We start from the raw sequence: 26,479 nt of genomic DNA, 5'->3' as shown, positions 1-26,479 counted from the left end.
GCCCAGAATACGAGGGACTAGCCAGCGAACGAGCTGTGGGCGTCGGCGTAAGCCTTCTTGAGCTTCTCTTCGATGCCGCCGCTCATGGCCGAGGTCTGAACAAGCTCCTCTACCACGTCAGGGTACTTGTCGTGAATCGTCGAAAGTACGTGCTTTTCGAAAGCAGGGATCTTGTCCGAGGCCACTTCGTCAAAGACGCCGTTCGTGCCCGCGTAGATGAGTACAACCTGGTCGATGACGCTGTATGGATTCGCAAGACCCTGCTTCAGGAGCTCGGTGAGCTTCTGACCGCGGAGCAGCTGCAATTGGGTCGCTCGGTCCAAGTCGCTCGCGAACTGAGCGAAGGCGGCCACGTCGCGGTACTGCGCCATTTCGAGCTTCAATTTACCAGCGACGCTCTTCATTGCCTTGATCTGGGCGTTTCCACCCACGCGGCTGACCGAGATACCGACGTTGATCGCCGGGCGGACGCCTGCGAAGAAGAGGTCGGGTTCAAGATAGATCTGACCGTCGGTGATCGAGATAACGTTGGTGGGAATGTACGCCGAAACGTCTCCCGCCTGGGTCTCGATAATCGGCAACGCCGTGAGCGAACCGCCTCCGAGCTCGTCGCTGAGCTTGGCTGCGCGCTCCAGCAAGCGGCTGTGCAGGTAGAAAACGTCACCGGGATAGGCTTCTCGTCCAGGCGGGCGTCGTAGCAGAAGCGACAAGGCGCGATAAGCCTGTGCGTGCTTGGTAAGGTCGTCGTAGACTGCCAAAGCGTGCATGCCTGAATCGCGGAAGTACTCGCCGATGGTCGCACCGGCGAATGGCGCAAGGTACTGCATGGCGTTCGAGTCCGATGCTGAAGCGACAACGACGATGGAGTGATCCATCGCGCCCGTCTCGCGCAGAGTCTCGACGACGCGTGCGACCGAACTCAGCTTTTGACCGATCGCGACGTAGATCGTGTAAACCGGTGATCCGCCCGGCTGATGGGTCGAAGCCTGGTTGATGATCGTGTCGACAGCGACGCTTGTCTTACCAGTCTGTCGGTCGCCGATGATCAGCTCACGCTGGCCACGACCGATGGGGATCATCGAGTCGACCGCCTTGATACCAGTCTGGAGCGGTTCTTTCACCGGCTGTCGCTGCACGACGCCAGGAGCAAGAACTTCAATTCGGCGATGGTCTTCCGCAGCGATTGGGCCCTTGCCGTCGATCGGCTGACCCAGCGAGTTCACGACACGGCCAAGAAGCGCCTTGCCAACTGGAATCTCGATAATACGGCCAGTCTCCTTGACGGGATCGCCTTCCTTGATCTTGGTGTCGTCGCCGATGATAACTGCGCCGATGGAATCTTCTTCCAAGTTCAGAGCGAGGCCAAATACGCCTGCCGCGGGGAACTCAAGAAGTTCACCCATTTGGCAGTCGGGCAGCCCGTAGATACGAGCAATGCCGTCACCCACCTGGAGAACGGTGCCGACGTGTTCGGTCGCCGCTTTGCGGTCGAACTTCTCAAGCTCTTGTTGAAGGATCGATGTAATTTCTTCCGGTCGAATCGCCATGGTTGTTTTGGTGTTCCTGGATGGGTTACGGGCTTAGCCCTGCTTCAATAAATCGTAAACGAGTTTCTCTCGGAGTCGGCCGAGGGACCCGGACACGGTACCGTTCATCACGTACCCGTCGTACTCCACTTTGATCCCGCCGATCAGGGCCGGATCCATTTCAATTGTGGCTTCCACTTGCCGTCCGGTCGCGCGCTCGATCTTGTCGATGACCGCGGACTTGTGCTCGTTGCTCAGCGGGCGCGCACTCGTAATTCTCACGAGCACGACACGGTCGGCTTCACGCTTGAGGATATTGAACTGTTCGCGAACGCCGAGGATCTCGTGCTGTCGATTCTTCTCGAGCAGCAAGCGGAGCGCGCCCATTGTCAGCGCGGTGGTGCGATCGCTGAAGAGCCGCTCCAGCAATTGCATCTTTTCAGCTCGCGTGACGTTCGGGTTCTCGATCAGCTTGCGAAACTTCGGCTCCGCTTCCATTGCGTTTGCAATGCCATTGATGTCATCGCTCACGCCGTCGAGGATTCCCGCATGTTGAGCAGCGAGAAAGAGCGCCTTGGCGTATCGGCCGGCGACGCGCATATCCATTGTTAAGCTGGCACCTCAGCGGTCTTGATAAATTCTTCGATCAGGCGGCGGTTGCGCTCGTCGTCGACGTTCTCGCCGAGGATTTGCTCGGTTGCGCCCAGCGTCAGGTTGACTGCGTGGAGACGGAGCTCCGACAGGACCCTCTGTCGTTCCGTTTCGATCTCGGTGATCGCGCGCTTCTTCAGTTCTTCGGCCTTCTCGGCGGCGTCGGTCATGAGTTGCTGTCGGACCTCTTGAGCCTTACGAATCTCTTCCTGAATCTGTGCACGAGCGCTAGCTTCCGTTTCGGCAAGCCGACCCTCGTACTCCTTCTTCATCTGGGCCATGTCGGAGCGCAATGCATCGGCTTCCCCGAAGGTCCTTTCCAACTCGTGGGTGCGGCCCGAAATCGCGTCTTGAAGCGGACTGATGAAGAACAGTCGAACGACCGGGAACAGGATGAGCAGCACGCCGATCGTTGCGATGGTCTTACCAAAGTCGACGGGCACGCCCATCTTGGCCAGCGACTCAACATACGGCAGGTGCTGGTTGTATAGGAACATGCCTCCAACCATCAGCGCAATGCCAATGATGGCCGTCACAAAGACGTTCGGCGAACTAGATTGAGGTTTCGTGGTCATTCGTAAGTTCCGAGAATGAGTGATGATGTCCGATGAAGTGGGTCGGGCTTGCGCCCGACCCAGAGCTGGATTACTTGCCCCCGAACGAAGCCGGAGCAATAAAGACGGTGAGCAGGAAGACAAGCTCGACGAACGCCAGTGCGATCAGCATGGCCGTCTGGAGCTTACCGATGGCTTCCGGCTGTCGGGACATACCCTGCAGGCCCGAATAGCCAATGAGACCAAGGCCGATTGCGACGCCGGCAGCTGCGATTCCAAGTGCGAGTGATAGCATGATTTTGTTAGTTTCCTCCGAATGTTTCAGTGCTTGTTTCTGGTTAAAAAATCGTTCTGTTAGTGGGCGGCTGCGAGCTCATCCGAACCGTGCTGATCGTCGGCGTGACCTTCATCGTGGTGAGTGACCAACGAGATATACACGCAAGTGAGCAGGCTAAAGATAAGGGCCTGAACCACGCACGTGAGCAGCTTGATAGGAAGCAGGAACGCTCCAAGTGGAATGTAGTAGTCCGAGCTCAACTGCGTCATGGCATCGGCAGCCCGGTGGCCGCCGTCGATATTTCCGTACAGGCGCAGGCTCAGCGACAGGTTCTTCATCATCTCCGAGACGAGCTCGATGCCGAACAGCATGATGTTGATGATAATCAGAGCAGGTCCAAGCTTCGGACCCGCGAAGTGTCGCCAGTGGCCGACGAAGCCGTTCGCCCGCATCCCTTCGTACTGGACGTATGCAATGGAGATGAGCGCCAAACCGAGGTTGAAGCTAAGATCGGCCGTCGGGGATGTTGGGAAAAACAGCGCTACCAGATTCGAAATGAAAATGACCAGCCAAAAGGTCATGATCATCGGGATGTATCGAGCGCCGTGGGAACCGATGATGCCAATGCAGAGGTTCTCAATGAACAGATACAGTTGCTCAAACTTCTGAGTGATAGGCCGGGTGAAGAACCGAGAGTTAAGCCCCTTCTTGGCAGAGGCCATCAGTCCGAACATCACGCCCACTACGAGCAGGATGTACACCATCAGGCCAAGAAAATTGGGGCCATGGTGCCCGCCTCCCTCTGCGGAGGCAACGAGCGATTGGTAGAGGTTTAGGTCGGCCATACAGCATCGTGGCTGGTTCAGCGCGTTGCGTGAGCCCAGCCGATCACAGCGAAGTATACCAGCAACATTCCCGCAAGGAAAGACCCCAGCGCGGCTCCACCCAATCGCGACATCCAGACCCCGAGGCCGATCACGACCGGGAGCTTCACCATGAGCATTAGCATTCCGAGGCACCCTCCCGAGCGGGTGTCATCCCCCGATTCCATCAGCTTGCCGAGAACACTGAGGCCCCACCGCATGGCCGCAAAACTGATGCCCGTTCCCACAACACCCGTCGCTGATCCCAGCGCTCCGAGTGAGCCCCAGCGAAGCCAGCAAACGACGATAAGCCCCAGGGCCACCGCCAAGAACACTGCAAGCCATCGGGCGTGAATCGGCTTCACGGATTGCGTTTGTTTTCGCGGTTCAGGAGAACGAGCGCAGCCCCGACTCCAAGAAACGTCCCGCCGAGTCCAAGTGCGTTCTGCCAGACCGTAGAGTGGGTGCTTCGGTCAATAAGCATGCCTACCACGAAACCAACCAATGGGAGTCCGAGAATCGTGTACGCGATCTGCATTCCAATGCCAAGGCCCCGAGCGTCTTCGCCCGACTGTTTCAGTTCTTTGAGCTTCTCGCGTTTCTCCGCTTCGCGCTTGTTCCTGCTCTCCTTGGCGCGATCTTCAAGTTTCTGCATCCGGCCTTTGAATGAGGCTTCAATCTCCTCCAGCTTCTCCCGGGCCTCGCGCGCGGCACGATGCGTCGCTTCTTCGGGCGTCTCTTCGGGCGGATTCAACTCGTCGTGCATGCCCACCATTTAACCCCGCCGGGGGGCTAGTACAATGAAAGCCCCGTGTCGCACTTTCAAGTTGGTGACATACGAATAGACCCGCCGCTGCTGCTCGCGCCTATGGAGGATGTGAGCAACATCGCCATGCGTCGGCTCACCCACGAGATCGCGCGACCCGGTCTCATGTTCACCGAGTTCGTGAGCGCAATGGCGGTCCATTACGGCGCGCATAAGACGCTCAAGAAGATGCGGATCCACCCGGACGAGCGCCCTCTTGGCATCCAGATCTTCGGATCGCAGCCGGACATCATGGCTGAGACGGCGCGCATCGCCCACGAAATGGGAGCGGACCTCATCGACATCAACATGGGGTGCTGGGTCCCCAAGGTGTGCAAGACCGGCTCGGGTGCCGCCCTGCTCAAGGACCCCGAGGCCGCAGTCAAAATTGTAGAGGCGGTGGTGAGGGCCGTCCCAGTCCCCGTTACCGTCAAGGTCCGCGCTGGATGGGAGCATTCTCAGTTCGCTGCACCCGACCTCGCTCGTCGATTCCAGGACGCCGGTGCGCAAATGATCACCCTCCATGCGCGATTTGCCAAACAAGGGTTCGATGGCGAAGCCGACTGGAACCTGATCCGAGCGATGCGCGAAGCCGTTCAGGTCCCGCTCATTGGCAACGGGGATGTGCGGACGGGCGCAGACGCGGTCCGGATGCTCGCCGAAACTGGTTGCGATGGGGTCATGGTCGGGCGAGCCGCTATCGCGAACCCTTGGGCCATGCGGTCAATCCGTTGCGCCCTGACCGGGGAGCCCGAGCCACCTGCCCCGGTCCTCGGCGAACGAATCGAAACCGCTCTACGTCACGCTCGATGGATGATCGCCGCTGAAGCCGAAGTCTTCGAATTCGAGGAGATCGAACCAACCGAGTTTGCGGGCGCAGAACTGCGGGCGATCCGTGCGCTACGCGGTCAACTCCCCCTTTACATCAAGGGGGAGCCGGGCGCTCCAGCCTTGCGCGCGAGAATTACTCAGTGCAACACGCTGGCCGAGCTCGAAGACATGCTCAGCGAGTTTGCGTTCGCCACTGCGCACTAGATTCAGACGTTGTGGATGGGATACCGTGCCGTCAACTCGTGCACGGACGCCTTCACTTCGGCCAGAACGGCTTCATCTTCCCAACCGCGGAGCGCTTTCGCAATGCAGCTTGCAATCGTACGCATGTCCGACTCGACCATGCTACGTGTTGTCACTGCCGGGGTGCCCAAGCGAATGCCCGAGGTCACAAACGGCTTCTCCGGATCGTATGGGATTGAATTCTTATTGGTGGTGATGCTCGCGACGTCGAGCACGTGCTGAGCGACCTTGCCATTTACACCGTAGGGTCGCAGATCAACCAGCATCAGGTGCGAGTCTGTGCCGCCGCTTACGATCCGGAACCCCTCGTCGCCCATCGCGGCAGCGAGCGCGGCTGCATTCTTGCGGATTTGCGCTTGGTAGGTACGGAACTCCGGTCGGCTAGCTTCGAGGAACGCCACGGCTTTGCCCGCGATAACGTGCATCAGGGGGCCGCCTTGAATTCCGGGGAAAACACTCATCTGCAGAGGCTTGGAGTACTCCTCGTTGTTCCACAGGATCATGCCGCCTCGAGGACCGCGGATCGACTTGTGCGTCGTTGAAGTAACCACGTCGCAGTGCGGGACCGGGTTGGGATACTCACCCGCGGCGATGAGCCCGCTATAGTGCGACATGTCGCACATGTGGAGCGCTCCCACCTCGTCAGCGATTTCGCGGAATGCGGCAAAGTCGAACTGCCGGGAGTAGGCGGTCGCGCCGCTCACGATAATCTTAGGTCGGTGCTCGCGAGCGGCGGCACGCAGTGCGTCATAGTCGATGACCTCGGTCCCCTCCCTGACCCCGTAGGGCACGATGTTGTACATCTGACCGCTGAAGTTCACGGGTGAACCGTGGGTGAGGTGCCCGCCGTGGGCCAGGTTCATCGCCATCAGCGTATCGCCCGGCTTCATGAAAGCGAAGTACACGGCCATGTTCGCCTGAGCTCCGCTGTGGGGCTGAACGTTGACGAACTTCGATCCGTAAAGCGCAGCAGCACGGGTGATGGCCAGGTTCTCGACTTCATCGACGACTTCGCAGCCACCGTAGTAGCGCTTCCCGGGATACCCTTCCGCGTACTTGTCCGTTAGCACGGACATCATCGTCTGGCGCACGGCTAGGCTCGCAATGTTCTCGCTCGCAATGAGCTCAAGATTGTTCTCCTGGCGCAGTTCCTCCCGTTGAATCAGGTCCGCGATGGCGGGGTCGATGTCCTGCAGCGGGGCTCGGTGTCGATTCAACGAGGTCATGGCCATGGCCTATTATGGCCCCGAAGCTACATGCGGAACAGCGAGAATCCGGCTGGCTGCGGCGGAGCGTTACGTGCCACCTCAATCCCGAGGGCCAGTACGCGCCGGGTGTCTACCGGGTCGATAATGCCGTCATCCCAGATCCGAGCGGTTGAATAGAATGCGCTCGACTCCGTGCCGTACTTGGCGAGGGTCGGTGCCTTGAATTCGGTCTGCTCGTCGGCGGTCATCGCTTCCTTGCCTTCCGAGGCCATTTGATCCAGCTTGACGGTGAGGAGGACGTTGGCCGCCTGCTCGCCGCCCATGACGCTTATCCGCGCATTGGGCCACATCCAGAGCTGGCGCGGACCAAATGCACGTCCGCACATTCCGTAATTCCCTGCTCCGTAGCTACCACCGACGATCACAGTGAACTTTGGCACCGTCGCGGTCGAAACCGCCGTCACGAGCTTCGCGCCGTTCTTGGCGATCCCCTCGTTCTCATACTTTTTGCCGACCATAAAGCCCGTGATGTTCTGGAAGAACACGATCGGGATCCCTCGTTGGCAACACAGTTCAATGAAGTGCGCGCCCTTGAGCGACGACTCGCTGAACAAGATGCCGTCATTGGCGATGATTCCGGCCATGTGACCGTGGAATCGGGCGAATCCACAGATCAGAGTCTTGCCGTAGTTCGCTTTGAACTCGTGAAGTTTCGAGCCATCGAGCACTCGGGCCAATACCTCGCGCATCGCCATCGGCTGCTTTGAATCCGAGGGGACGAGCGAGTACAAATCCACTGGGTCGTAGAGGGGATCTTCCGAAGCGACGTCGCTCGCTTCAATGCTCAGGTCGCGTCTCTTGGGTCCAAGCGACTCCACGATGTTGCGCACGATCTGGAGAGCGTGGGCATCGTCTTCGGCCAGATGGTCGGCAACGCCACTGAGCCGTGTGTGCACGTCGGCCCCACCGAGCTCCTCGGCGGTGACGTTTTCCCCGGTTGCTGCTTTCACGAGCGGCGGGCCTCCCAGGAAAATCGTGCCTTGCTCCTTGACGATCACGGCCTCGTCGCTCATGGCGGGGACGTATGCGCCCCCCGCGGTGCACGATCCCATCACACTCGCGATCTGGGGGATGCCAGCTGCACTTAGGTTCGCCTGGTTATAGAAGATGCGTCCGAAGTGGTCCTTGTCCGGAAAAACCTCAGCCTGCAGCGGCAAAAATGCCCCTCCTGAGTCCACAAGATAGATGCAGGGGAGGTGATTCTCGAGCGCGATCTCTTGGGCCCGAAGGTGCTTCTTCACGGTGATCGGGAAGTAAGTGCCCCCTTTCACCGTCGCATCGTTTGCAACGATCAGGACTTCGCGGCCGTGTACTCGCCCAATCCCGGTGACCAGGCCCGCCCCCGGCGCGCCCCCATCGTACATGCCGGTTGCCGCCAGCGTTGAAAACTCTAAGAAGGGTGAACCGTCATCGAGGAGCGCATCAATCCGCTCTCGAGCTAGGAGCTTGCCACGACCCTTATGCTTCGCAATGAGCGCTTCTCCGCCCCCAAGCAGTGCGGTACGCGTGGCCGATCGAAACTCGTCCAGCACCGTGTCCATCGCCGCGCGGTTTGCACGGTGCTCATCGTCGAGCAAGTGGACATTCGAATGAATCGGCTCCATACAGTTCGGAGCATACCGAAGGCCTCACAAAAAAATGCCCCCCGCTTTGAGCGAGGGGCTATGATAGGTCTTGTGCTTGTCGTTTTGCTGTTCTAAAGTCGTTTGGCTCTTTGATGAGCGACACGTATTCATACATCAGCGCAAAGACATAAGTTCCTTCGGCAAGTATCTGGATATTGCGCTATTCATCGCAACCGACAAAGAAAATCGTGCAAATCCAACGAGTCAGGTTCAAAAGGATCGCTTTCTCCGCGTGAATCCCGACAATTTTGTTTGGGTACCAACTCGGTGTTCAGGTTCGAGCGCCCGACCCGCAAGGGCCCCCATGACCGACTCAGAGTTGAAATCGCCGCCAGGGCGAAGGTACGTTCTGGGTCAGCAAAACGCAAAAGGAGGTCAACCGTATGCGTACAAGCAAACTGATCGCTGGCATCTTGGCTGGCGCGCTCTTGGTCGGTACAGGTAGCGCGATATTCCAGGAGTTGCCGGAAAACAGAGTCGACACGGAGACGGTCGTAAAGCCGATCCCTGTCGTAACAAAATACGTTTTTAGCCGCGACATTGGCAAGGGCCGTGTTGTGAAGACGCAAGAGGGCGTGCCGGGAAGTATCACCACTACATTCAAGGTGATTCGGGATTCCGAAGGCAAAATCCTGAAGCGTGAGGAAATCGAGACCGTCCGGGTCGAAGCAGTCCCCATCATCATGTCGATGGGTAAAGACGGCTTCAAGACCGACCGAGGCAGTTTCATGGGTCGCAAGACGATGATCGTCGAGGCGACGGCCTATCACCCCAGCGCAGGGCTCAAGAACCCCACATTCAAAACGCGCATGGGATTGCCCGCCAAATACGGCGTCATCGCGGTGGATCCTAAGGTGATCCCCCTGGGAACTCACGTCTTTGTAGAAGGCTATGGGTTTGCCTATGCCTGCGACACGGGCGGAGCGATCAAGGGCAAAAAGATCGATGTCTGCATTGAAGATCATGCAAAGGTCCGACAATGGGGCCGGCGCAAAGTAAAGATTCACATCCTAGCTCGATAGTGGATCTCACTCAACCTGACGTACTGCTGGCTCTCCTTCAACGTCACGGCCTCAAGCCGACGAAGAAGTGGGGCCAGCATTTTTTGATCTCGTCTAAGGTCGTCGATGCGATCCTTTTGGAAGCGCGTGGCGCGGCGGGCATCTTGGAAGTCGGTCCCGGGCCGGGAGTCTTAACCCGTTCGCTGAGCGAGGGCGCAACGGTCATCGCCTACGAAATCGACCCCATCGCGGTGTCCGCCCTGTCTGAGTCCGCCCCAAGGGCCGAAGTCCGGTTTGAGGACGCGCTGCGCGCCGACCTAGCGGTGCCCCTCAGCGAATTGCCCGAGCCCAGGATGATCGTCAGCAACATGCCCTACAACATCACAGGCCCGCTACTGACCGCCTTTGCAAATCGACGGAAGTCAGTGACGAAAATGGTCCTCATGATGCAGCTTGAGGTCGGAAAACGGATTCTGGCCAGGCCTGGCCAGCGCGAATGCGGCTCGCTGTCCATTTTCCTGCAGTCTCAGTTCGAGATCAGCAAAGTGATCGATGCCCCGAGCGGGGCGTTCTACCCCCCTCCCAACGTGCAGAGCGTGGTGTTGCGCTTCGTTCCGCGCGACCTAGATCTGGACCCTGCCGCCGAATCGTCCTTCTTCAAGCTCATCCGCGCCGCGTTTGGTCAGCCGAGGAAAACGTTGCTAAACAATCTAAGCGGATACGCTACCCGCGCAGAACTGGAGACTATGCTGCGACAGCTCGAACTCTCACCCGGGATTCGACCGCACCAGATTACAATGGACCAATGGCGGGCGATCCATCGGAGCTTGCGGGCCTAGTCAAAGCCAAAGCACATGCGCTCGGCTTTGAGCTGGTTGGGATATGCCCCGCCGACCCGGCTCAGTCTTCGCCATTCTTCGAGAAGTGGCTCGCCGCAGGTTTCCACGGGACGATGGAGTTCCTTCCACGCTCCGCGGCGCTGCGCTCGGAACCGCGGCACGTCTTAGCTTCAGCGCGATCCGTGGTGATGGTTGGACTGAACTACTACGTGCCAGTGCAGCATGCGCCCGGCCAACCGAAGATCGCCCGCTATGCGCTCGGGCGCGACTACCATCGGGTACTGCGGGGCAAACTAAGTGCACTCGGAGCCGCGCTGCAGGAGGCCGAACCGAGCGTAGAAGTTCGGCCCTGCGTGGACACGGCCCCACTCTTCGAGCGTGAGTTCGCGGTCCGTGCTGGCATCGGCTGGATCGGGAAGAATAGCTGCCTGATCAACACCCGACGGGGAAGCTGGATGTTCCTCGGCGCACTCCTGACCTCGGCCTGCCTTGAGTACGACACCCCCGATCCAGGCGGCTGCGGAGCATGTCGCGTGTGCATCGATGCGTGCCCCACCGGGGCGATCGTGCAACTCGACGGGCGATGGACGGTGGACAGTCGGCGGTGCATCAGCTACCTCACGATCGAGCATCGAGACGGGGTGGACCCTGCTCTTGAGCCCGCCTTGGCGGAGTGGACGTACGGCTGCGACATCTGCCAAGAGGTGTGTCCGTTCAATTCACCTCGCGAGCACCATCCGTTGAGGGCAGCTGCCACCCAGGAACCAGACTTTCTGAAACGACGAGCATGGCCATCGCTGGCCGAGATTGCGATCTGGAGCCATGAAGAGTGGGATCAGGCGACCCGCGGCTCTGCGACTCGACGGGCGTCGCACGTGCAGTGGAAACGCAATGCAGCGCTGAACCTGCGCCAGTCAGGCAAAAGCGATCACAATGGATGAAGCCCTATGCCTCCAAAAATGCTCATCACGTTCGTCGGCTCCTTCTTGGTGTTCATGTTTACGATCGTCCCGATGATCCGGGCGGGCATGGCTTCCAAGCGCTCTAAGGCGGTCCCACCTAACAAGCTGAGCCTGGTGGCGCTCCTGCAGAGCCCGAACTTTCTGAGCGCGAAGTCGGTCACAGGCGCGCTCAAACTCATTGACCCCAGCGTCAATGTCGAACTCCGATCTGTATCGCAACACGTCTACGAGTTCGAGTGTCATGGCAGGCGTTTCACAATCGGTGAGGCCGGTCTTCCTTACGTAAGCCGTCCTGAGAAGTACGCCAAGACGTACGAATCTGAGGAGCTCGCCACGGCATGGTCCAACCACTTGGCGAACTTGACAATTTCTTGCTGGTCCGAAGTTGCGCCGACGGATTTGCCTGCCGTGCGTGACTTCATGGCGCGACTGTGTGGCAACCTGTGGAGCCCGCAGACATTGGCCGTCTTGTGGCTGGATGCGGAGCAAGTCACTGTAGCCAACCGTGAACTGGGAGCGCGGCTTTCACGAGGACTAAGCGAACTGCCCAATGCGCATCGCATGTCGATGCCCCTAATCTAATCCTGGGTCAGGTATCAATGCCGAGGAACATTTCCCGTTCCCGCGCCGACTCCATGAGGGAGTGCCGCGTAGCACTTGGGGTTGAGAATTCCGCTTATGGGTCTAAAAGTACTGATCGTCTCCGTTGAAGTCGCACCGTTCGCCAAAGTCGGAGGGCTCGCTGATGTCGCGGCATCTTTGCCAAAGGCGCTACGGACCCAGGGGCACGACGCGCGCATCGTCATGCCGAACTACGGCATGGTACTGAACGATTCGGCGCTGAAAGTCACACCGGTCGTTGCGCCGTTCAAGGTCAAAGTGCGAGGAGACTGGACCGTCCCGACCACCTTGCATGAGACCGACCACGATGGAGTTCCTGTTTGGCTCGTCGGCGGCGGTGGTCTCTTCGACAAGATCGCGCGCAGCGAGGATCTGTATTCGCCGACTCGCGATGCGTACCTGTACTGGTCCAAAGCGATCCTGGAGGCATGCGAGCAGGCGGGGTGGATCCCGGACGTCATCCACTGCAACGACTGGCACACTGGCTTCCTGCCGGTCATGCTCCGCGAACTCGGTGGCGAGAAGTGGAAGCACACCGCGTGCGTCTACACCATTCACAACCTGGCTTACCAAGGCGAGTTCGGCCGAGACACCCTGGACGTGGTGGACCTTTCGCAGAAGCTCTTCAACATGCACCAGTTGGAGACGTTCGGCGGAGTCAACTTCTTAAAGTCTGGGTGCGTCTTCGCCGATCAAGTGAACACCGTCAGTCCACGCTACAGCGAGGAGATCCAGACGGAAGAGTACGGCTGTCGCCAGTGGGGACTTATGCGCGACCTCTCCAAACTGGGACGCCTCCGCGGAATTCTGAACGGAATCGATACTGATTTCTTCAACCCGACCACGGACCCGTACATCGCGAAGAACTACTCAGCTGACGATCTGTCCGGTAAGGCCGAGTGCAAGACCGCATTGCAGAAGGAATTGGACCTAACCGAGGAAGCCGAAACTCCCATCGTCGCCATGGTCACCCGGCTGAGCAACCAGAAGGGGTTTGAGCATGTCTTTCGAGGCGCATACGGGTGGCTAGATCGTCCGAGCCAGTTGGTGGTTTTGGCGGTAGGAGATCCTTGGGCCGCCGAGCAGCTCCGTCTTTTTGAGAAGGAGTGGCCCGCAAACGTCCGGTTCATCGAGCGGTACGACGCGGAGCTTGCCCAGCGCGTCTATGCCGGATCAGACGTGTTCCTGATGCCTAGCAACTTCGAGCCCTGCGGCTTGGGTCAAATGATCGCCTTTCGCTACGGGTCAGTGCCAGTGGCCCGCACGACGGGCGGCCTCGCGAACACCGTGTTCGAAGGGCAGAACGGATTCACCTACGACGAAAAGGGTCCGCGCGAACTTTACGATGCGATCCAGCGTGCGCTCACCGCGTTCAATGACAAAGAGACCTGGACAAAGTTGGTCCGCGCAGGCATGACTGGCGACTACACCTGGAATCTACCGGCCAAGGAGTACGTGAAGATGTACGAAGACGCCCTCGCACTGCGTAAGGGCGCCTCCATCGTCGGCGCGCGCGGCTAGAAGCTGACGTCCACTGGCACTTCGTGTCCGGTCTCGCTGCTCTTATAGAGCGCGTCGAATACGGCGTTCAAGACAAGCGCCTGTTCGCCGGGAACGGGGGACGGAGTGCCGTCGTGGATCGCTTGGACGAAACTCTTGACCGAGTCCCAGTGCATCGACTCCACAGACTGCATCCCCACAGGGGTCATGTCGAAGTACTGCTGGTCGACTTCCTTGAAGATCTTCAGCGGGTTCTCTTTGTCCCAGACGCGAATGGTCGCTCCCGCCTTCGTTCCGAACAGCTGACTCTCAAATGGGTCCCCTTCCATGTTCGCCATGAACGAGCTCTCAAGCGTGACCACAGCGCCGTTCTCGAATCGGACCATGCCGACGGCAAAATCCTCGACGGTGAACTTGGACCGATCGTAGTCGCCCCACATGTTTCGGATTTCGGGGTTCGTCCCTAGGGTGTTCCACGTGCGTCCGGTCGCCACCGTTGGCTTGGGGTAACCCATCATGAAGAGCGTCAGGTCCAGGATGTGTACGCCGATGTCGATCAGCGGTCCGCCGCCCTGCTTCTCCTTGTCGATGAAGACGCCCCAGTGCGGGACACCCCGGCGGCGCAGAGCCTTCGCTCGCGCGTACTGGATGTCGCCCATATGACCGTGGTCGATGAAGTTCTTCAGGAACCGAGCGGGGGCGCTGAAGCGACTTTGCAGCCCTACTTGGAGTAGCTTGCCTTGCTCTCGGGCGACGCGGCACATCTCCTTCCCCTCTTCCGCATTCATCGCGAGCGGCTTTTCGCACATGACGTGGCAACCCGCACGGAGAGCGTCTAAGGTGGGCTGTCGGTGGAACACGTTCGGAGTCGTCACTGAGACCGCATCGAGCTGTTCCTTTTCGAGCATCTCATGGTAGTCCGAGTAATGCCGTTCGATGCCAAATTTCTCCTTGGCAATTGCGAGCGTCGCAGGGTTGGGGTCCGCGGCGGCGACCATTTCACACATGTCGCTCGCGGTCTGGTACCCAGGCATGTGCGCCATCTGGGCGATGCCACCGGCACCTATAAGTCCGATCTTCAGTTTCTTTGCCATAACCTCAACGCGAGGTTACCGAATGGTCAGTGACCCTCGCGCACCGATTCCGGATCGGGGGCGACGGTGCGACCCTCAAAGAGGACCTTGACTTCTTCTGCGCCGGTCTCCGGGGTGTTTTCTTCCACCGCGGCCGGATGCCGCGCTGCGTACAAGCTCCCGCCCAGCGCAATGAGGCCCAATACCGACCAGAACAGGAAGCTTGGCATCTCGGAGACGGTGAACAGAGGAACATTTCCGCGCCCGCGCTCGAAGACCCCGTAATTATGGAGCGACATCATCGCCAGCTTGCATCCCACCCACCCAACGAGGACGTACGCCATGATGTCCAGACTTGGGAAACGCTCCATCAGCCGAACGAAGTACGTGGCGGCAAATCTCAATGCGACAATGCCGATCACAGCCCCCAGATAAACCACCCACAGCTTGTCGGCACCTTTGATGGTGGCAACTCCAGCGAGGACGCTATCTACCGCGAATGCGATATCGGTGATTTCCACCGCAACCACGGTTGCCCAGAACCCTCGTCCGGCCAAAGAGCGACCTTCGGCGTCCCCCGCACGGTGAATGAAGTGTTTTATGGCGAGCTGCAGCAAGTAGAACGCTCCGATCGCTTGGAGCCACCAAAGAGCAAGAATCCACTTGGCAGCGAGGATCGCGAGCAGTCGGAAGACGAATGCGCCACCGAGTCCGTACAGCAGTGCGCGTTGCTGGAGACCACGAGGTAAGTGCCGCACCATGACGGCAAGCACGAGCGCATTGTCCGCGGACAGGAGGATCTCAAGCCCCACGAGGACTGCGACGACGCCAAGGTCGCCGAACTGAAACGTCTGTCCAAACATGGATATCGAGGCCTATTCTGCCACAATATCAACCGTAGACACTGGAAGAAAACCATGCCCACGTACCTGTACGAATGCCGAAGCTGCGAAAAGACGTTTGAGGTCGACCAACGAATCACGGAAGACCCGCTTACCGACTGTGATTGCGGGGCGGAAGGCACCGTGAAGCGGCTCATCCAGCCGACGGCGATCCTCTTCAAGGGCTCGGGGTTCTACGTGAACGATGCGCCGACCGCCAAGGCGTCGCTCGCCAGCCCCGAGAAAAACGGCGAAGCGTGCACGGGTAACCCGCCAACCTGCGGAAAGTGCGCGTCGGCCGACGCCGAGGCCTGACTTCAGTCTACGACGTCAACCGTCACGGCCGGGACGAGACCGATGCGCGCACCCTCGGCAAGCAAGAGGCGGATCGCTTTCACGCCTTCTTCGCCCATGTCGCGGGTCCGGTCGTTCACGTACATACCCACGAACGTGTCGCTGGTCTGAGTGTCCATTCCCCGGGCAAACTGCAGCGCATACACCAACGCCTTGTCGCGGTGCGTCAGCCCCGCATCGATGCTCTCGCGCATGCATCGGCTGACTTCCATGACGGCCTCGGGACCGAGGTCCTTGCGGACGACGTTGACGCCTAGCGGCAACGGCAAGCCGGTCTTGCCCTTCCACCACACGCCCATGTCGGCGAGAAGAACCAGCCCGTCGCGCTCGAAGGTCAGCTGGCCCTCGTGAATGATGAGCCCGGCGTCGTAGCGGCCTTCTTGGATCGCAGGGATGATCTCGTCAAACGGGACGACTTCGTACTTTGGCTTGACGTCCGCGCCAAACTGCTCTTCAAACCACAGGTTGAGTTGCAGGAACGCGCTCGTCAGCTTTCCGGGCACGGCGATGACCGTATCGGCCAGCGCTTCCTTGCTGAGGTCGGACTTCGCCACTATCATCGGACCGTACTCGTCGCCGAACGAACCGCCGTGGCGCAAAAGCGCGTACTTGTCGGCCACGTAGGCGAAGGCGTGAACAGAAATGGCGGTGGACTCCAACTTGCCCTGCATCGCCCACTCGTTGAGAGTCTGGATATCGCGCAGGATGTGCGTGAACTCGTAGTCGGTCTTGACCTCGCCGCTGGCGAGCCCCCAAAACATGAAAGCGTCGTCGGAGTCAGGCGAGTGGCCGAGTTGAATCTGCAGCTTGGAGCCGATCATGTTTCAATTATGACTGAAAACTGAGGCATGGGCGATGAACTTGCTCGGCAGGTACCCTTCGGGCATGAGAGTCCGAAATGCGCTTATCATCAGCTTGACTTGTGCGGTCATTGCCCCGATCGCGTTTACTCAGGTGAGTCCTGTCCCTGAGCCGCCGAAGACTCTCGGCTCTCTCCCTGAATCCGCAAAGGCCGTGAAAGAGCTGCAGCCGCTGGCGTTTATGGCTGGCCGCTGGATTGGCAAGAACCCGAACGGTACGGTGAATGAAGAGCACTGGATGACTCCGCGCGGTAACAACATGATCGGCACCTTCCGGCAACTCCGACGCGACGGCTTCCCTGCCCTCATCGAAATCTCGCTGGTCCAGCTCACCAAAGACGGCGTCGAGCTTCGCCTACGCCATCTGCACTCCGGGCTCGAAATCCCAAAGAACCGCGAGGAGCACGACACCTTCAAGTTGCGTTCCGCAGACAAGAACCGCGCCGAATTCTACGGCACGGGAAAGGCCGCGCCGGTGACATCGGTTGTCTACCGACTTCTTGACAAGAATCGGCTCGTTGTCGACACGAACTTTGCGCCGGAAACCGGCGAGAAAGGCTACACGCTGGTCTACTTCCGGGAAGGCTCAAAGTAGCCTGAGATCAACTCGCAAAAAAAGCGGGAATTCCTGCATGTGGTCCTTACGTAGGTCTGATACGTCGCCTGGCACGACCTTGCGGCGGGAGGAAGCATGAAACCTTTTGGAACCATGAGTCTCGTCACACTCGGGCTGATCATCGCAAGCGTGGGTTTTGGATTGCGTAGCCAAGCTGGTGCACAGAGCGCCGCATCGCAGTTCACCAATCCTGGTCAACCGTCGTTTATCCTGAGTCCGGTCAGCGATCCCGACACCGCGGCGGCGCCCACGCCAATCATCAACGAGCGAGTGCAACCCGCCGAAGAGCGTATTGCTGAAGTCCGAATCGCGACGTCCGATGAACTTCGAAAGCAGATCATCGAAGCCGTCGAAGCAGCGTTGAAGGATTTGGATCTCTCGAAGGAGGCCCGGGCAAAGCTCCGCGCTTCGCTAGAGAAGATGGATCTCAAGCTCAAAACCAACCTCAGAGCTACCATCGCTCCAAATGCGCCCATCTTGGACGCGAAGGCCATGGAAGAGGTCGCAAGGTCTCATGCCGGAGTTCACAAGGCGTTCAAGCTTGAGGATGGAAAGCTCAAGGAGATACCTCCCGAGGCCATCGAGGAAATGATGAAGGGCCGGCTCCAGATGCTGGAAGAGCTTCCCGTCATGAAGTTCGAGGCCGATAGAATGCGTGCCGCGGCTGAGGAAATGTCCAAGCACTTTAGGAGCATGGCCGAAGAAATGAAATCGGCTCAGAAGGGTGACGAAGCCCTCCGCTCCAAGCTGGAGAAAATGCGCAAAGACGGCAAGCTGAAGGACCTCTCAGAGGCCGAATGGAAGCGACTTCTGGACAAGTTGAACAGCGCAAGCTTCCAACTTAAGGAGCTTGCTCCGTTGCGCGAGCTCGGCGAGATCCCCGTAGTGCCGCGCGGAAAATCAGTCGCCCCACGGGCGGAGAACACCTCGCTCCAAGCGTAACGACCACCCCCGGTCCGGAATCGACGCGCCTCGCCCCACCCGGAGCGAGGCGCGATCTTGTGTCAATCTTTCGGGATCTTTCCTGGCAAGAGTGCAGTCATACAACCGTTCATGCAATTCGACTTCCCCGCCCTTGTGACGCTCCTCCAACGCACACCGCTTGGTGATCTCTTGGACGAAGAAGCCGATGGGCCGCAGCCAAGCGAGCCTGAAGGCGATCCGAACGGAACGACCTCCGAGCCACCTGCCGACTCCTTTGGACCGCTTTGTTTCGATTTTTAAGCACACCTCCTCCAGAGCCGAAAAGGGGGACCTCTCCGAAGAGAGCGTCCCCCGCGGCATTTTGAACTACAGGCACTATTACAAGTGCAGGTTATCTAGCTTTTATTGAACGTTGCATACCTAAACAGTGCTCCGGCGAGAACGCTGGATATGTCCAACTTTTCGATTTATTGCGTGCAATCAACGCCCAAAAACTTTCACTTTTCTACGCATGCGCCAACGCGAGTCACTTTGGACTCTGCAGATGCGCGTCGAACCAGTCCACGCACGTTTCCACATCCTTCCCCATATCCTTCCATCCGTGCGACTCCCCTTCCTTGACCACCAGTTTTGCATCGACACCAGCTGACTGGAGCTTGATCACAAAGCTACTGCTCTGATGAAGCAATACGTAGGGATCTTTGCTGCCATGGAAGAGCAGGCTCGGTGCACTGGTCGCGGTGATCCAGTAGATCGGGGAGATCGAGCGCCCGAGCGCATCGCGCTCCTCGATGTTCTCGGGAATCGCCCCGATGACTTTGCGATAGTTCTTCAGTACCGATTCGTCAAGCGCATTCACGGCGGGGCCCACGAAGTTATTGAAGTCCGTTGGCGGAAAGAAGCATGCCACCGCCTGCACCGCACTGCTCTCGCGATCCACCGGATCTTTGCTAGCGGGGTCTCCTGGCTTGCCCATCGTGCCGAGAACGAGCGAGAGATGCGCCCCAGCACTTGCTCCCGTTGCAGCGAAACGGTTCGGATCGACACCAAAGCGGCTTGCGTTCTTCCTTACAAAACGAACCGCCCGGTGAACATCTGGAATGAGCTCCGGAATCATGTACCGGGGAGCTGAACTGTGTACCACCGCGAAGACCGTATAGCCTCGCTTGGTATAGTGATCAACCCAGTCCACATTGATCGCCGAGTGTGAACTTCCCCAGCCCGAACTGACGATCAAGAAAACCGCCGCCCGGTTGGGGTCCTTCGAGGGGCGAAAGGCGTCGAGAGTCAACGCCATGCCGTCCTTGCGGCTGTAGATGATGTCTTCCTCACGGGTGTACGACTTCACCGGTTCCTCCGTAGCGATGCAGCAAGCGAGCATAAAAGAAGCGACCATGCAGGCAGGCTACCTAGTACGCTCGGTTCAGAAGCTCTTCCACCCTCTTAGCCCATGGTTCATCCTCTGCCAGAGGCGATGCGACCAGTTCTCGAACCATCTCCAGCCACTGGATGCGCGCGCGCGTCTCCAAGATTGCGGATGCCGTAGCGAGGACGCCGTAGTACTCCCCGATTTCCTCGTTCTCCGGCAGGCGAACCTCGATCCGGTGCAGAAGCTCTTTCAAACCCACAATCGAACTGTCAACGAACTCGAGTCGCTGCGGCGGGTCCAACACCCCCAAAAAGAAGAACCTCAGTCGAAGGAAGTCTGCGGAGTGCGCAATATCGACTTGTGGAACCGGGGGCGCGACCCACTCGCGTAATGCCTGGATCCCAGGCTGTGTGATGGTGACGAGGCGTTCTCGCCCCGGCTCGCTGGGTTCGGCCACAACCAGGAGCCCAAAGCCGATCAAGCGCTTCGCAATGGAATATGCGGTCCCCGCTCGGGATTTGTGGTAGGTCGATTCGGACGTGGAGAGCTCTCGCATGAGCGTGTAGGTGGTGCAGGGGCCGCGAGCCCAAGCAATGCCCAAGATCGTCATCTCGATCGTGGAGAAGCTTCTCATGGGCCGCACCCGGACATTTTCAAACTTTCTGGAAACATAGTGAGAGGGGACCTCCGTATTACAAATTGTAATACGAGAAAACTATGATTGCCACCACTGCCCTACTTCTTACTGTTCAGTTTAGCAAAGCGCCCGAACCTACGGACCTACTGCCCCGAAAGGGTGCGCTTGGCGTAGCATTTTCCCCAGTTCCCGCCGATTTAGCAACAAAGCTGAATCTCAAGCCTGGCACTGGACTGCTCGCGCAGAAGCCTGTCCCGGGTCTGACCGCAGCAGCTGCAGGCGTTACCCCTGGTGACGTGATCACTTCGCTCAATGGCCAAGCGATCACTCCGCAGAACGTCGGAGTCGTCATTCGGGGACTGAGCTCGGGCAAGGAGTTGAAGATTTCGGTCCTACGCGATGGCAAGCCTCAGGTGCTCGTGGCCGTACTTGCCGAAAAGCCCCGTGACCCAGGCAACGACAACTTCAGCGTCGAGTACAGCCACGTCGTGAGCAACGGAAAACGGATGCGCACGATCATCACCACCCCCAAGAAGCCCGGACGGCATCCCGGATTCATGTTTATCCAGGGGCTATCGCCCGTTTCGTACGACTTCAAGCTCGAAGGACCAGCGGATCTGAGCCGGATTGATGCGCCATTGCTGTACGAGATGGCCAACAGTGGGTACGTGACCATCCGCGTGGATAAGCCGGGAGTGGGCGACTCTGAGGGTGGTCCGTACGAGACGGTGGACTACATCACGGAGTTGGACATCTATCGCCAGACGATGAAGCAGTTGACCGCGCGGAAGGACGTCGACACCAGCAACCTTTTCATCTTCGGTCACAGCATGGGCGGATCGTTCGGGCCCATGATTGCGACCGAGACCCCGCTGAAGGGCATCGCAGTCTATGGCACCGCAGGAAGAACGTGGCGGGAGTATTTGAACGACACTTTGCGGTACCAAGGGCAACTTGCGGGCGACACCTTCAGCAATCTGGACGAAACAGTTCGGCTCGTAGGCAGAATCATGGACATGGCCTTCTACGACAAGATGTCCGTTGCAGAAATCAAGAAGAAGCACCCAGAACTGGCCAATCTGGTGGACGCCTACATGCCAGGGGGGTTGTTCAACGGTAAGAATGCAGAGTTCTGGGGACAATTGGGGACGATCAATTTCGCTGCTTACTGGGAGAAGGTGAATACACGCGTTTTGGCGGTGAAGGGTGAGAGTGACTTTGTGGTGTACGAAGCCGACCACAAGCTCATCGCAGATATCGTGAATCGAGCGAACCCCGGCTGGGGACGGTTCGAGATCGCCGAGAGCTCGGACCACCTCTTCAACAAGTGGCCGAGCGAGAAGGAGAGTCTTGCAAACTGGCCGAAGGGCGAGTTCAACATGGAGTTCACGAACATGATGAAGGCCTGGATGGCCGACCTCATCAGCAAGAAGTGAGTCCAACCAATCACACCCATGCCCCGGAGGATCCTCCGGGGCTTTCTTGTTTATCCGACCAAGAAGTCGGCTGTCGTGACCGGCAAAGATGCTGCGCCCCACTTCATGTCTGCCGCACCCGTGACCGGCGCATCAAGTGCGTCCAGTGCATTCAGGATCTGGGGTCGGTAGGGGAACACGCGCTTTGCGAGGAACCCCAGGTGGCCATCACGCACCTGAGTGACTCCCAACACCGTGACGTACGGGGCGCATACGATCGCGTGGCCATCGCGCTGGTAAGTCGCATCGAAGCACGTCACGTTGAGAAGCCCACTCTCGTCCTCAAGATCGAAGAAAACTACGCGCTTGCCGCTGGGAGTTGGGGGAAAACGGAGTCGAATCGGATTGCCGACGGCAAAGACCTTTTGGCCATTGCCTAGCTGGTTGATCTCTGCCGTCGTGAGCCCGCCTTTCAAACTCACCATATCACGTTCGATCGCCATCAGGTGGGTCCTCACATCCATACCCAGAATCCGCCGCTCGTGGATGAGCTTCTCGGCTGAATTGAAATCCTCCACACCCTCGACGATCAAAGGCTCGGGGAAATCGATCGGTAGAGTGCCCGGTTGAGACTGAGAATGCACGAACTGCGAGATGCGTGGGAGTGTCCAGAGCAGTGAGCGGCGATTGGGATGCAATGCATCGAAGCACCCACAAAGGATCATCCGTTCCAGCTCATCACGGTTCGGCTGTGCACGGAGTGCGTAATCGAAAATAGACAAGAACGGCTGTTCACGCAGCGTCCTCTCAAGCAAACCCGCCGAAACTCCGTGTATCTGTCGGAGTGAGATCCGGATGCCGCCATCAGGAAAGATCAACTTGGGGTCTTGCTCTGACTGCACGTCTTCTACACGGAACTCGCTTCCACTCCGATTCACGCACGGATGACTGAAAACCACACCCCTGGCGCGAGCCTCGACGGCGAGAGTGCAAGGACCGTAATAGCCCGCCGGTTGTGCGTCCAAGAGCGCGGCAAAGTACAGCGCGGGAAAGTTTTGCTGCAGGTAGACAGACCGCAGCGAGATCTCGGCGAATGCGAGTGCGTGCCCCTGGGCGAATCCGTAACCCTTGAACCCCGCAATGAGTTCGAAAGCCTCCTCGGCGACTCCGTGCGAGTACCCGTTGGCCAAGATGCGCTGCATCACTGACTCGCGGATCTCCGTCCCAAAGTCCTCTCGCCTGCGTTTGTGGATCATTTCACGGGTGTCCTCCGCCTCGCCTGAGGAGTACCCAGCGAACGTCTGAAGGAGGCGATCGACCTGCTCCTGAAAGACAATGATGCCGTAGGTACTGCCGAGGATCTCTTCGAAATCAGGGTGACTGAAACCATACGGCTTGCCATTGCGCCGGGCGATAAGCTCGTTCAGTTTGACGGCACCACCCACACCCGGCCTGATTCCCGCTTGTACCAGGCTGGCGTCGTCCAGGCTGCTGGTCTTTAATCGAATGTGCGCTTGTCGCATCGCCGGTGAGGCCGACTGGGGGATACCGATCAGGTTTCCAGAGCGCATGGCCAAAAAGTTCTCTTCAAGCTCGGAAGGGGTCTGCGAGACGTCGTAAGTGGGCTCGGAGACACGGATACGGCTCTCTGTCCCCTGGAGTACATCTTGACCTCGCAGACACAAGATGTCGAACTTGTCAAAGCAATGCTTCGCCGAACGCTTGTCCCACTGGATGATCTGCAGGTTCTCACCTTCATCCTCTGTGGCGGACAGCATGAGGGGGACCGTTTCGCGGAGCGGTCGTGAGGAGATCACCACACCTGAGGAGTGTGCGCGGATGTTGCGCGGAATGTCCGCCATCCGTTCGACGAGGGCAAAGACCCACTGCATCATTTCACGGTTCAGGCTGCTATCTCGAAGCTCGGGTCGACTGGAGAGCGAGACTTCAAGGTGGTGCGCTTGAATCCCACCATGGAGGTGCTTCGTTATGAATTTGAGCGTTTCGTTGGGTATGCCGAATACCTTCCCCACTTCGCGCACGATTCCACGCGTACAGTACGCCCCAAAGGCAGCGACAGTAGCGACGTGTTCCTTGCCGTACTTGCGGGTCAAATAGGTTCGAATAGAGTTGCGATGTTGCGCCGGGAAATCGATGTCAATATCTGGGCGCTTGCTCCCGTCCTCGGGCAGGAAGCGATCGAAATGGAGGTGATGCCGGAATGCGTCAATGCGCGAAAAGCCCAGACAGTAGGCGACAACGGAATCCACCACTGACCCCCGGCCACTATAGCTGATGCTCCGCTCGTCGGCCCAATGGCACATATCCCAGGCAGTGAGAAAGTGCTCCGCATACCCAAGCCGGACAATGCGATCGAGTTCATGATTCATCCGTCGTCTTAGCATTGGTTGGATGTGCTGATAACGCTGGATGGCCCCATGCTCGACGATGTTGTACAGTGCATGCTCGGGGTCCTCGAACAGTCTTGGTAGCTGTGTCCGCTCTGGCATCACGCACGGCTCGATGCTCTCGGCGATCTGAAGCGTTTTTGCCAAGAGTTCAGGCGCATCGGCATAGAGTGCGTACATCTCGTCGGCAGTGCGCAAGAACCGCTCCGCGTTGATGGCACGTTCGGGGAGGTGAAACCGCTCAGGTTGAGAATCGTGGCGGTACGGCTTGCGCCCAGCGATCTCCTCGATTCCACAAAGCGTATGGGCGCAAGTGATGACATCTTGGACGGGAAAGTGCGAGCGGCGAGCATGCGTGATCAGGCCTCCCGCCACACACTCAATCCCAAGCTCGTCTCCGAGCTCTTGCAACAGCTGGTTGCACCGGATCTCGTATGGGACGTAACTACGCTCGATCTCAAGATAGAAGTCCTTTCCGAAGAGACCACTTAACCGCCGCGCAAGGGTACGTGCAGTATCGAAATCGCGCCGGACGAGGCTAGGCACCATCGGTCCGACGTTCCCACCCGAGAGGCAGATGAGCCCCTCTGTCGAACGAATAGTCTCCCAGCGAAGCAAGGGGAACTGTCGCGGCTCGCTAAGCTGGCAGCGGGTAATGAGGTCGCTGAGATTTCGGTATCCAGTCTTGCTCTTCGCGAGCAGAACAATCTCGCCACCCGATTCCAGTACGAAGCTCGCCCCTATGATCGCTTTGATTCCTGCGCGTTTTGCCGCCTTCTCAAGCTCGAACGCTCCAGAAAGTGAAAAGAGATCGGCAATCGCGATCGCAGGAAGCCCTCCGCTCGCAGCGAACTGGGCCATTTCCTCAGGGAGCATCGTCCCTCGGCCAAAACTCAGTCCACTCGCCAAATGCAGCGGGACATAAGGCGTCTGGCTGCTTCTTCTACTCAGTTGGAGCTGCTCTGGCCGACCGAAGTACGCAATGGCGACCTTCTCATCGCGCTGCTTACGCGCGCGGAGCGACCAATCCTCACTGTGACTCTCGGGGGGACGCTCGGCTACCGGGGTGAGGTGAGGCTGAAACGGGCATTCGATTTCCCGGCTCGACTCGCGCTTGATTCCGTTCTCGTCAAGCACTTCAACGATTTCACGGCTCGGCTCACCCTGCCACCACTGCCCCGCTTCGCGCCAATGCCGCAGCTTCCTTACTTCCATCCTGTGACCCTGGACCACAGACGCAAAACTTCGACCCTGCGTGGGACTCGATGCTCACTCGCAAGGTGAATGGAGGCAACCCCAAACTGATTGCGAAGCGGCTCGATGACATCTTCCACGCACCCTTTGTCCGAGTACGCAATGCCTTGGATCGCCTTCTGTCTCGATTCGGCGGGGACGAGATCTGGCAGTATGAGTGTTAGCTTGTAAATCGGCTCAGTCGGGCCAAGCTCCTCGATGGCACGCATCACCGAGATGCGGAGTGCGTTCGCTGTTCGGATCGGCTTGCTATAGGTCTGCTGTAGCTCGATGTCGCGGTCCTCAAAGCTGACTCGCATTGACATGGACTTCGCCGCCATGACTTGCGTACTAAGCTGCGCGACGAGCTCCTTGCAAAGGTCAATGAGTCGTGCCGAGAGCTGTTCTGAATCCGAGCAGCCACCCCATAGCGTGCGGCTTGATGCCAAGCTCGGGAAGGGGTAGTTAGGGATGATGGGCTCATGAAGTGCACCGTTCGCCGCAAGATGTATTCGCATCGCTTCCGACCCGAATTGCGAGCGGAGAGTTGCGAGCGAGAGTTGCTGCACTTGTCCCACGCGCCGATACCCTAGAAATTCGAGAAGCTCTCGTGACCTCGGTTCGACCGGAGCGAGCACCTGCACCTTCTCTCCTACGAGCGCGAGACCGGGGAGGTGCATCACGCGTAATCGAGTGGCCGCGAGCGCTCCGGCGACCCATTTGGTCGGACTCAGCCCTGAAGTCACTTCGCAACCCACTTTCCGTTCGATCTGATCGACGCACTGATGCGCTATCGATTCGGAGTCGGGGTGTCCAGATAGGTCCAAGTACGCGTGCTGTGGCGAGGTCGATTCAATCATATCAGCGTAGTCTCTCGCGATCTCAAGCCACCGACGACGATGGGGCTCATAGAGTTTCAAGTCGTACTCATGAACGCAGAGCCCGGGTGCAAGCGAGCGTGCCTCCCGCACACTCATCCCGACGCGTAAACCGGACTTCTGTGCGGCGAGATTGAGATCAAAGAGCTGTCTTCCGAGCGCAACGATGGCGGGAGCATCGCCCTCTTGATGAGCTCCCACGAGCAGCCCTTGTAGCTGGATACTCAATACAGACATACGTCTAGTATATTATCCGATGATTCGC

The 26,479-nt window shown here is 58.6% G+C and carries 27 protein-coding genes; 11 read left to right on the top strand and 16 right to left on the bottom strand.

Annotation, left to right across the window (positions count from 1 at the left end; genetic code table 11):
* Positions 1-17: 17 nt before the first annotated feature.
* The 7 genes from JNM85_09955 to JNM85_09925 all read right to left on the bottom strand — a co-directional run bounded on the left by JNM85_09955 (position 18) and on the right by JNM85_09925 (position 4,637).
* The gene (locus JNM85_09955; protein MBL8088375.1) at positions 18-1,547 is read right to left on the bottom strand and encodes a F0F1 ATP synthase subunit alpha; all 1,530 of its coding nucleotides are present in this window, start codon (positions 1,545-1,547) and stop codon (positions 18-20) included.
* 33 nt (positions 1,548-1,580) lie between these two features.
* Entirely contained in the window at positions 1,581-2,132 is a 552-nt protein-coding gene (atpH, locus tag JNM85_09950; GenBank protein MBL8088374.1) for an ATP synthase F1 subunit delta, read from the bottom strand.
* Between the two features lie 2 nt (positions 2,133-2,134).
* Positions 2,135-2,752 carry a F0F1 ATP synthase subunit B gene (gene atpF / locus JNM85_09945; protein MBL8088373.1) on the bottom strand — a complete coding sequence of 206 codons (618 nt, stop codon included), beginning with the start codon at positions 2,750-2,752 and terminating at the stop codon, positions 2,135-2,137.
* A 70-nt stretch (positions 2,753-2,822) separates the two neighbouring features.
* A complete protein-coding gene (locus tag JNM85_09940) occupies positions 2,823-3,026 on the bottom strand; it encodes an ATP synthase F0 subunit C (GenBank protein ID MBL8088372.1) in 204 nt (67 codons plus the stop codon).
* A gap of 59 nt (positions 3,027-3,085) precedes the next feature.
* Complete coding sequence (locus JNM85_09935; protein MBL8088371.1) at positions 3,086-3,853, bottom strand: F0F1 ATP synthase subunit A; 768 nt, start codon at positions 3,851-3,853, stop codon at positions 3,086-3,088.
* A 17-nt stretch (positions 3,854-3,870) separates the two neighbouring features.
* The gene (locus tag JNM85_09930) at positions 3,871-4,236 is read right to left on the bottom strand and encodes a hypothetical protein (GenBank protein ID MBL8088370.1); all 366 of its coding nucleotides are present in this window, start codon (positions 4,234-4,236) and stop codon (positions 3,871-3,873) included.
* Positions 4,233-4,637 carry a hypothetical protein gene (locus tag JNM85_09925; protein MBL8088369.1) on the bottom strand — a complete coding sequence of 135 codons (405 nt, stop codon included), beginning with the start codon at positions 4,635-4,637 and terminating at the stop codon, positions 4,233-4,235. The genes JNM85_09930 and JNM85_09925 overlap by 4 nt, the downstream gene beginning before the upstream one ends.
* Before the next feature lie 45 nt (positions 4,638-4,682).
* On the opposite strand from JNM85_09925, the gene dusB reads away from it, so the two are divergent.
* Positions 4,683-5,711: a tRNA dihydrouridine synthase DusB gene (gene dusB / locus JNM85_09920; GenBank protein ID MBL8088368.1), complete on the top strand. Its 1,029-nt coding sequence runs from the start codon at positions 4,683-4,685 to the stop codon at positions 5,709-5,711.
* Positions 5,712-5,713: 2 nt separating this feature from the next.
* On the opposite strand, the gene JNM85_09915 is transcribed toward dusB, so the two are convergent.
* Positions 5,714-6,976 (bottom strand): serine hydroxymethyltransferase, encoded by a 1,263-nt coding sequence (locus tag JNM85_09915; protein MBL8088367.1) that lies wholly within the window; start codon positions 6,974-6,976, stop codon positions 5,714-5,716.
* 26 nt (positions 6,977-7,002) lie between these two features.
* On the bottom strand, positions 7,003-8,622 hold the full coding sequence (locus JNM85_09910; GenBank protein MBL8088366.1) for a methylcrotonoyl-CoA carboxylase: 1,620 nt from the start codon (positions 8,620-8,622) through the stop codon (positions 7,003-7,005).
* Positions 8,623-9,026: 404 nt separating this feature from the next.
* Between JNM85_09910 and JNM85_09905 the strand changes: the two genes are divergently transcribed.
* The 5 genes from JNM85_09905 (at position 9,027) to JNM85_09885 (ending at position 13,587) form a co-directional block, all read left to right on the top strand.
* The gene (locus tag JNM85_09905) at positions 9,027-9,665 is read left to right on the top strand and encodes a G5 domain-containing protein (GenBank protein MBL8088365.1); all 639 of its coding nucleotides are present in this window, start codon (positions 9,027-9,029) and stop codon (positions 9,663-9,665) included.
* Positions 9,665-10,483 carry a ribosomal RNA small subunit methyltransferase A gene (rsmA, locus tag JNM85_09900; protein ID MBL8088364.1) on the top strand — a complete coding sequence of 273 codons (819 nt, stop codon included), beginning with the start codon at positions 9,665-9,667 and terminating at the stop codon, positions 10,481-10,483. Before JNM85_09905 ends, rsmA begins: the two co-directional genes overlap by 1 nt.
* Positions 10,450-11,424: a tRNA epoxyqueuosine(34) reductase QueG gene (gene queG, locus JNM85_09895; GenBank protein ID MBL8088363.1), complete on the top strand. Its 975-nt coding sequence runs from the start codon at positions 10,450-10,452 to the stop codon at positions 11,422-11,424. Before rsmA ends, queG begins: the two co-directional genes overlap by 34 nt.
* A 6-nt stretch (positions 11,425-11,430) precedes the next feature.
* Complete coding sequence (locus JNM85_09890; protein MBL8088362.1) at positions 11,431-12,027, top strand: hypothetical protein; 597 nt, start codon at positions 11,431-11,433, stop codon at positions 12,025-12,027.
* 96 nt (positions 12,028-12,123) lie between these two features.
* Positions 12,124-13,587 carry a glycogen synthase gene (locus JNM85_09885; protein ID MBL8088361.1) on the top strand — a complete coding sequence of 488 codons (1,464 nt, stop codon included), beginning with the start codon at positions 12,124-12,126 and terminating at the stop codon, positions 13,585-13,587.
* Here JNM85_09885 and JNM85_09880 read toward each other — a convergent pair.
* Positions 13,584-14,660 (bottom strand): Gfo/Idh/MocA family oxidoreductase, encoded by a 1,077-nt coding sequence (locus JNM85_09880; GenBank protein MBL8088360.1) that lies wholly within the window; start codon positions 14,658-14,660, stop codon positions 13,584-13,586. The genes JNM85_09885 and JNM85_09880 overlap by 4 nt on opposite strands.
* Positions 14,661-14,686: 26 nt before the next feature.
* Positions 14,687-15,502: a TerC family protein gene (locus JNM85_09875; protein MBL8088359.1), complete on the bottom strand. Its 816-nt coding sequence runs from the start codon at positions 15,500-15,502 to the stop codon at positions 14,687-14,689.
* Positions 15,503-15,556: 54 nt separating this feature from the next.
* Here JNM85_09875 and JNM85_09870 point away from each other — a divergent pair, with 54 nt between their 5' ends.
* Positions 15,557-15,835, top strand: coding sequence for a hypothetical protein (locus JNM85_09870; GenBank protein MBL8088358.1), 279 nt, complete (start codon positions 15,557-15,559; stop codon positions 15,833-15,835).
* 2 nt (positions 15,836-15,837) lie between these two features.
* Here JNM85_09870 and JNM85_09865 read toward each other — a convergent pair whose 3' ends face one another.
* Positions 15,838-16,695, bottom strand: coding sequence for a hypothetical protein (locus JNM85_09865; protein MBL8088357.1), 858 nt, complete (start codon positions 16,693-16,695; stop codon positions 15,838-15,840).
* A gap of 64 nt (positions 16,696-16,759) precedes the next feature.
* Between JNM85_09865 and JNM85_09860 the strand changes: the two genes are divergently transcribed.
* The 3 genes from JNM85_09860 (at position 16,760) to JNM85_09850 (ending at position 18,574) form a co-directional block, all read left to right on the top strand.
* The gene (locus tag JNM85_09860) at positions 16,760-17,329 is read left to right on the top strand and encodes a hypothetical protein (protein MBL8088356.1); all 570 of its coding nucleotides are present in this window, start codon (positions 16,760-16,762) and stop codon (positions 17,327-17,329) included.
* A gap of 96 nt (positions 17,330-17,425) precedes the next feature.
* A complete protein-coding gene (locus JNM85_09855) occupies positions 17,426-18,292 on the top strand; it encodes a hypothetical protein (protein ID MBL8088355.1) in 867 nt (288 codons plus the stop codon).
* Between the two features lie 111 nt (positions 18,293-18,403).
* A complete protein-coding gene (locus tag JNM85_09850; GenBank protein ID MBL8088354.1) occupies positions 18,404-18,574 on the top strand; it encodes a hypothetical protein in 171 nt (56 codons plus the stop codon).
* Positions 18,575-18,800: 226 nt separating this feature from the next.
* Here JNM85_09850 and JNM85_09845 read toward each other — a convergent pair whose 3' ends face one another.
* Together JNM85_09845 and JNM85_09840 are read right to left on the bottom strand one after the other, a co-directional pair.
* Positions 18,801-19,670: an alpha/beta hydrolase gene (locus JNM85_09845; protein ID MBL8088353.1), complete on the bottom strand. Its 870-nt coding sequence runs from the start codon at positions 19,668-19,670 to the stop codon at positions 18,801-18,803.
* A gap of 13 nt (positions 19,671-19,683) precedes the next feature.
* Complete coding sequence (locus tag JNM85_09840; GenBank protein MBL8088352.1) at positions 19,684-20,277, bottom strand: hypothetical protein; 594 nt, start codon at positions 20,275-20,277, stop codon at positions 19,684-19,686.
* Between the two features lie 83 nt (positions 20,278-20,360).
* Between JNM85_09840 and JNM85_09835 the strand changes: the two genes are divergently transcribed.
* On the top strand, positions 20,361-21,716 hold the full coding sequence (locus JNM85_09835) for an alpha/beta hydrolase (protein MBL8088351.1): 1,356 nt from the start codon (positions 20,361-20,363) through the stop codon (positions 21,714-21,716).
* A gap of 50 nt (positions 21,717-21,766) precedes the next feature.
* Here the strand turns inward: JNM85_09835 and JNM85_09830 are convergent, their stop codons facing one another.
* Together JNM85_09830 and JNM85_09825 are read right to left on the bottom strand one after the other, a co-directional pair.
* The gene (locus tag JNM85_09830; protein ID MBL8088350.1) at positions 21,767-25,318 is read right to left on the bottom strand and encodes a DNA polymerase III subunit alpha; all 3,552 of its coding nucleotides are present in this window, start codon (positions 25,316-25,318) and stop codon (positions 21,767-21,769) included.
* Positions 25,309-26,451 (bottom strand): hypothetical protein, encoded by a 1,143-nt coding sequence (locus JNM85_09825; protein ID MBL8088349.1) that lies wholly within the window; start codon positions 26,449-26,451, stop codon positions 25,309-25,311. Before JNM85_09825 ends, JNM85_09830 begins: the two co-directional genes overlap by 10 nt.
* Positions 26,452-26,479: the final 28 nt, after the last annotated feature.

It is taken from the genome of Chthonomonas sp. (assembly GCA_016788115.1).
In the GTDB taxonomy this organism is placed as follows: Bacteria; Armatimonadota; Fimbriimonadia; order Fimbriimonadales; family Fimbriimonadaceae; genus UBA2391.
The sequence above is the reverse complement of the archived record's forward strand: the minus strand, read 5'-3'. Positions and strand labels throughout refer to the sequence as shown.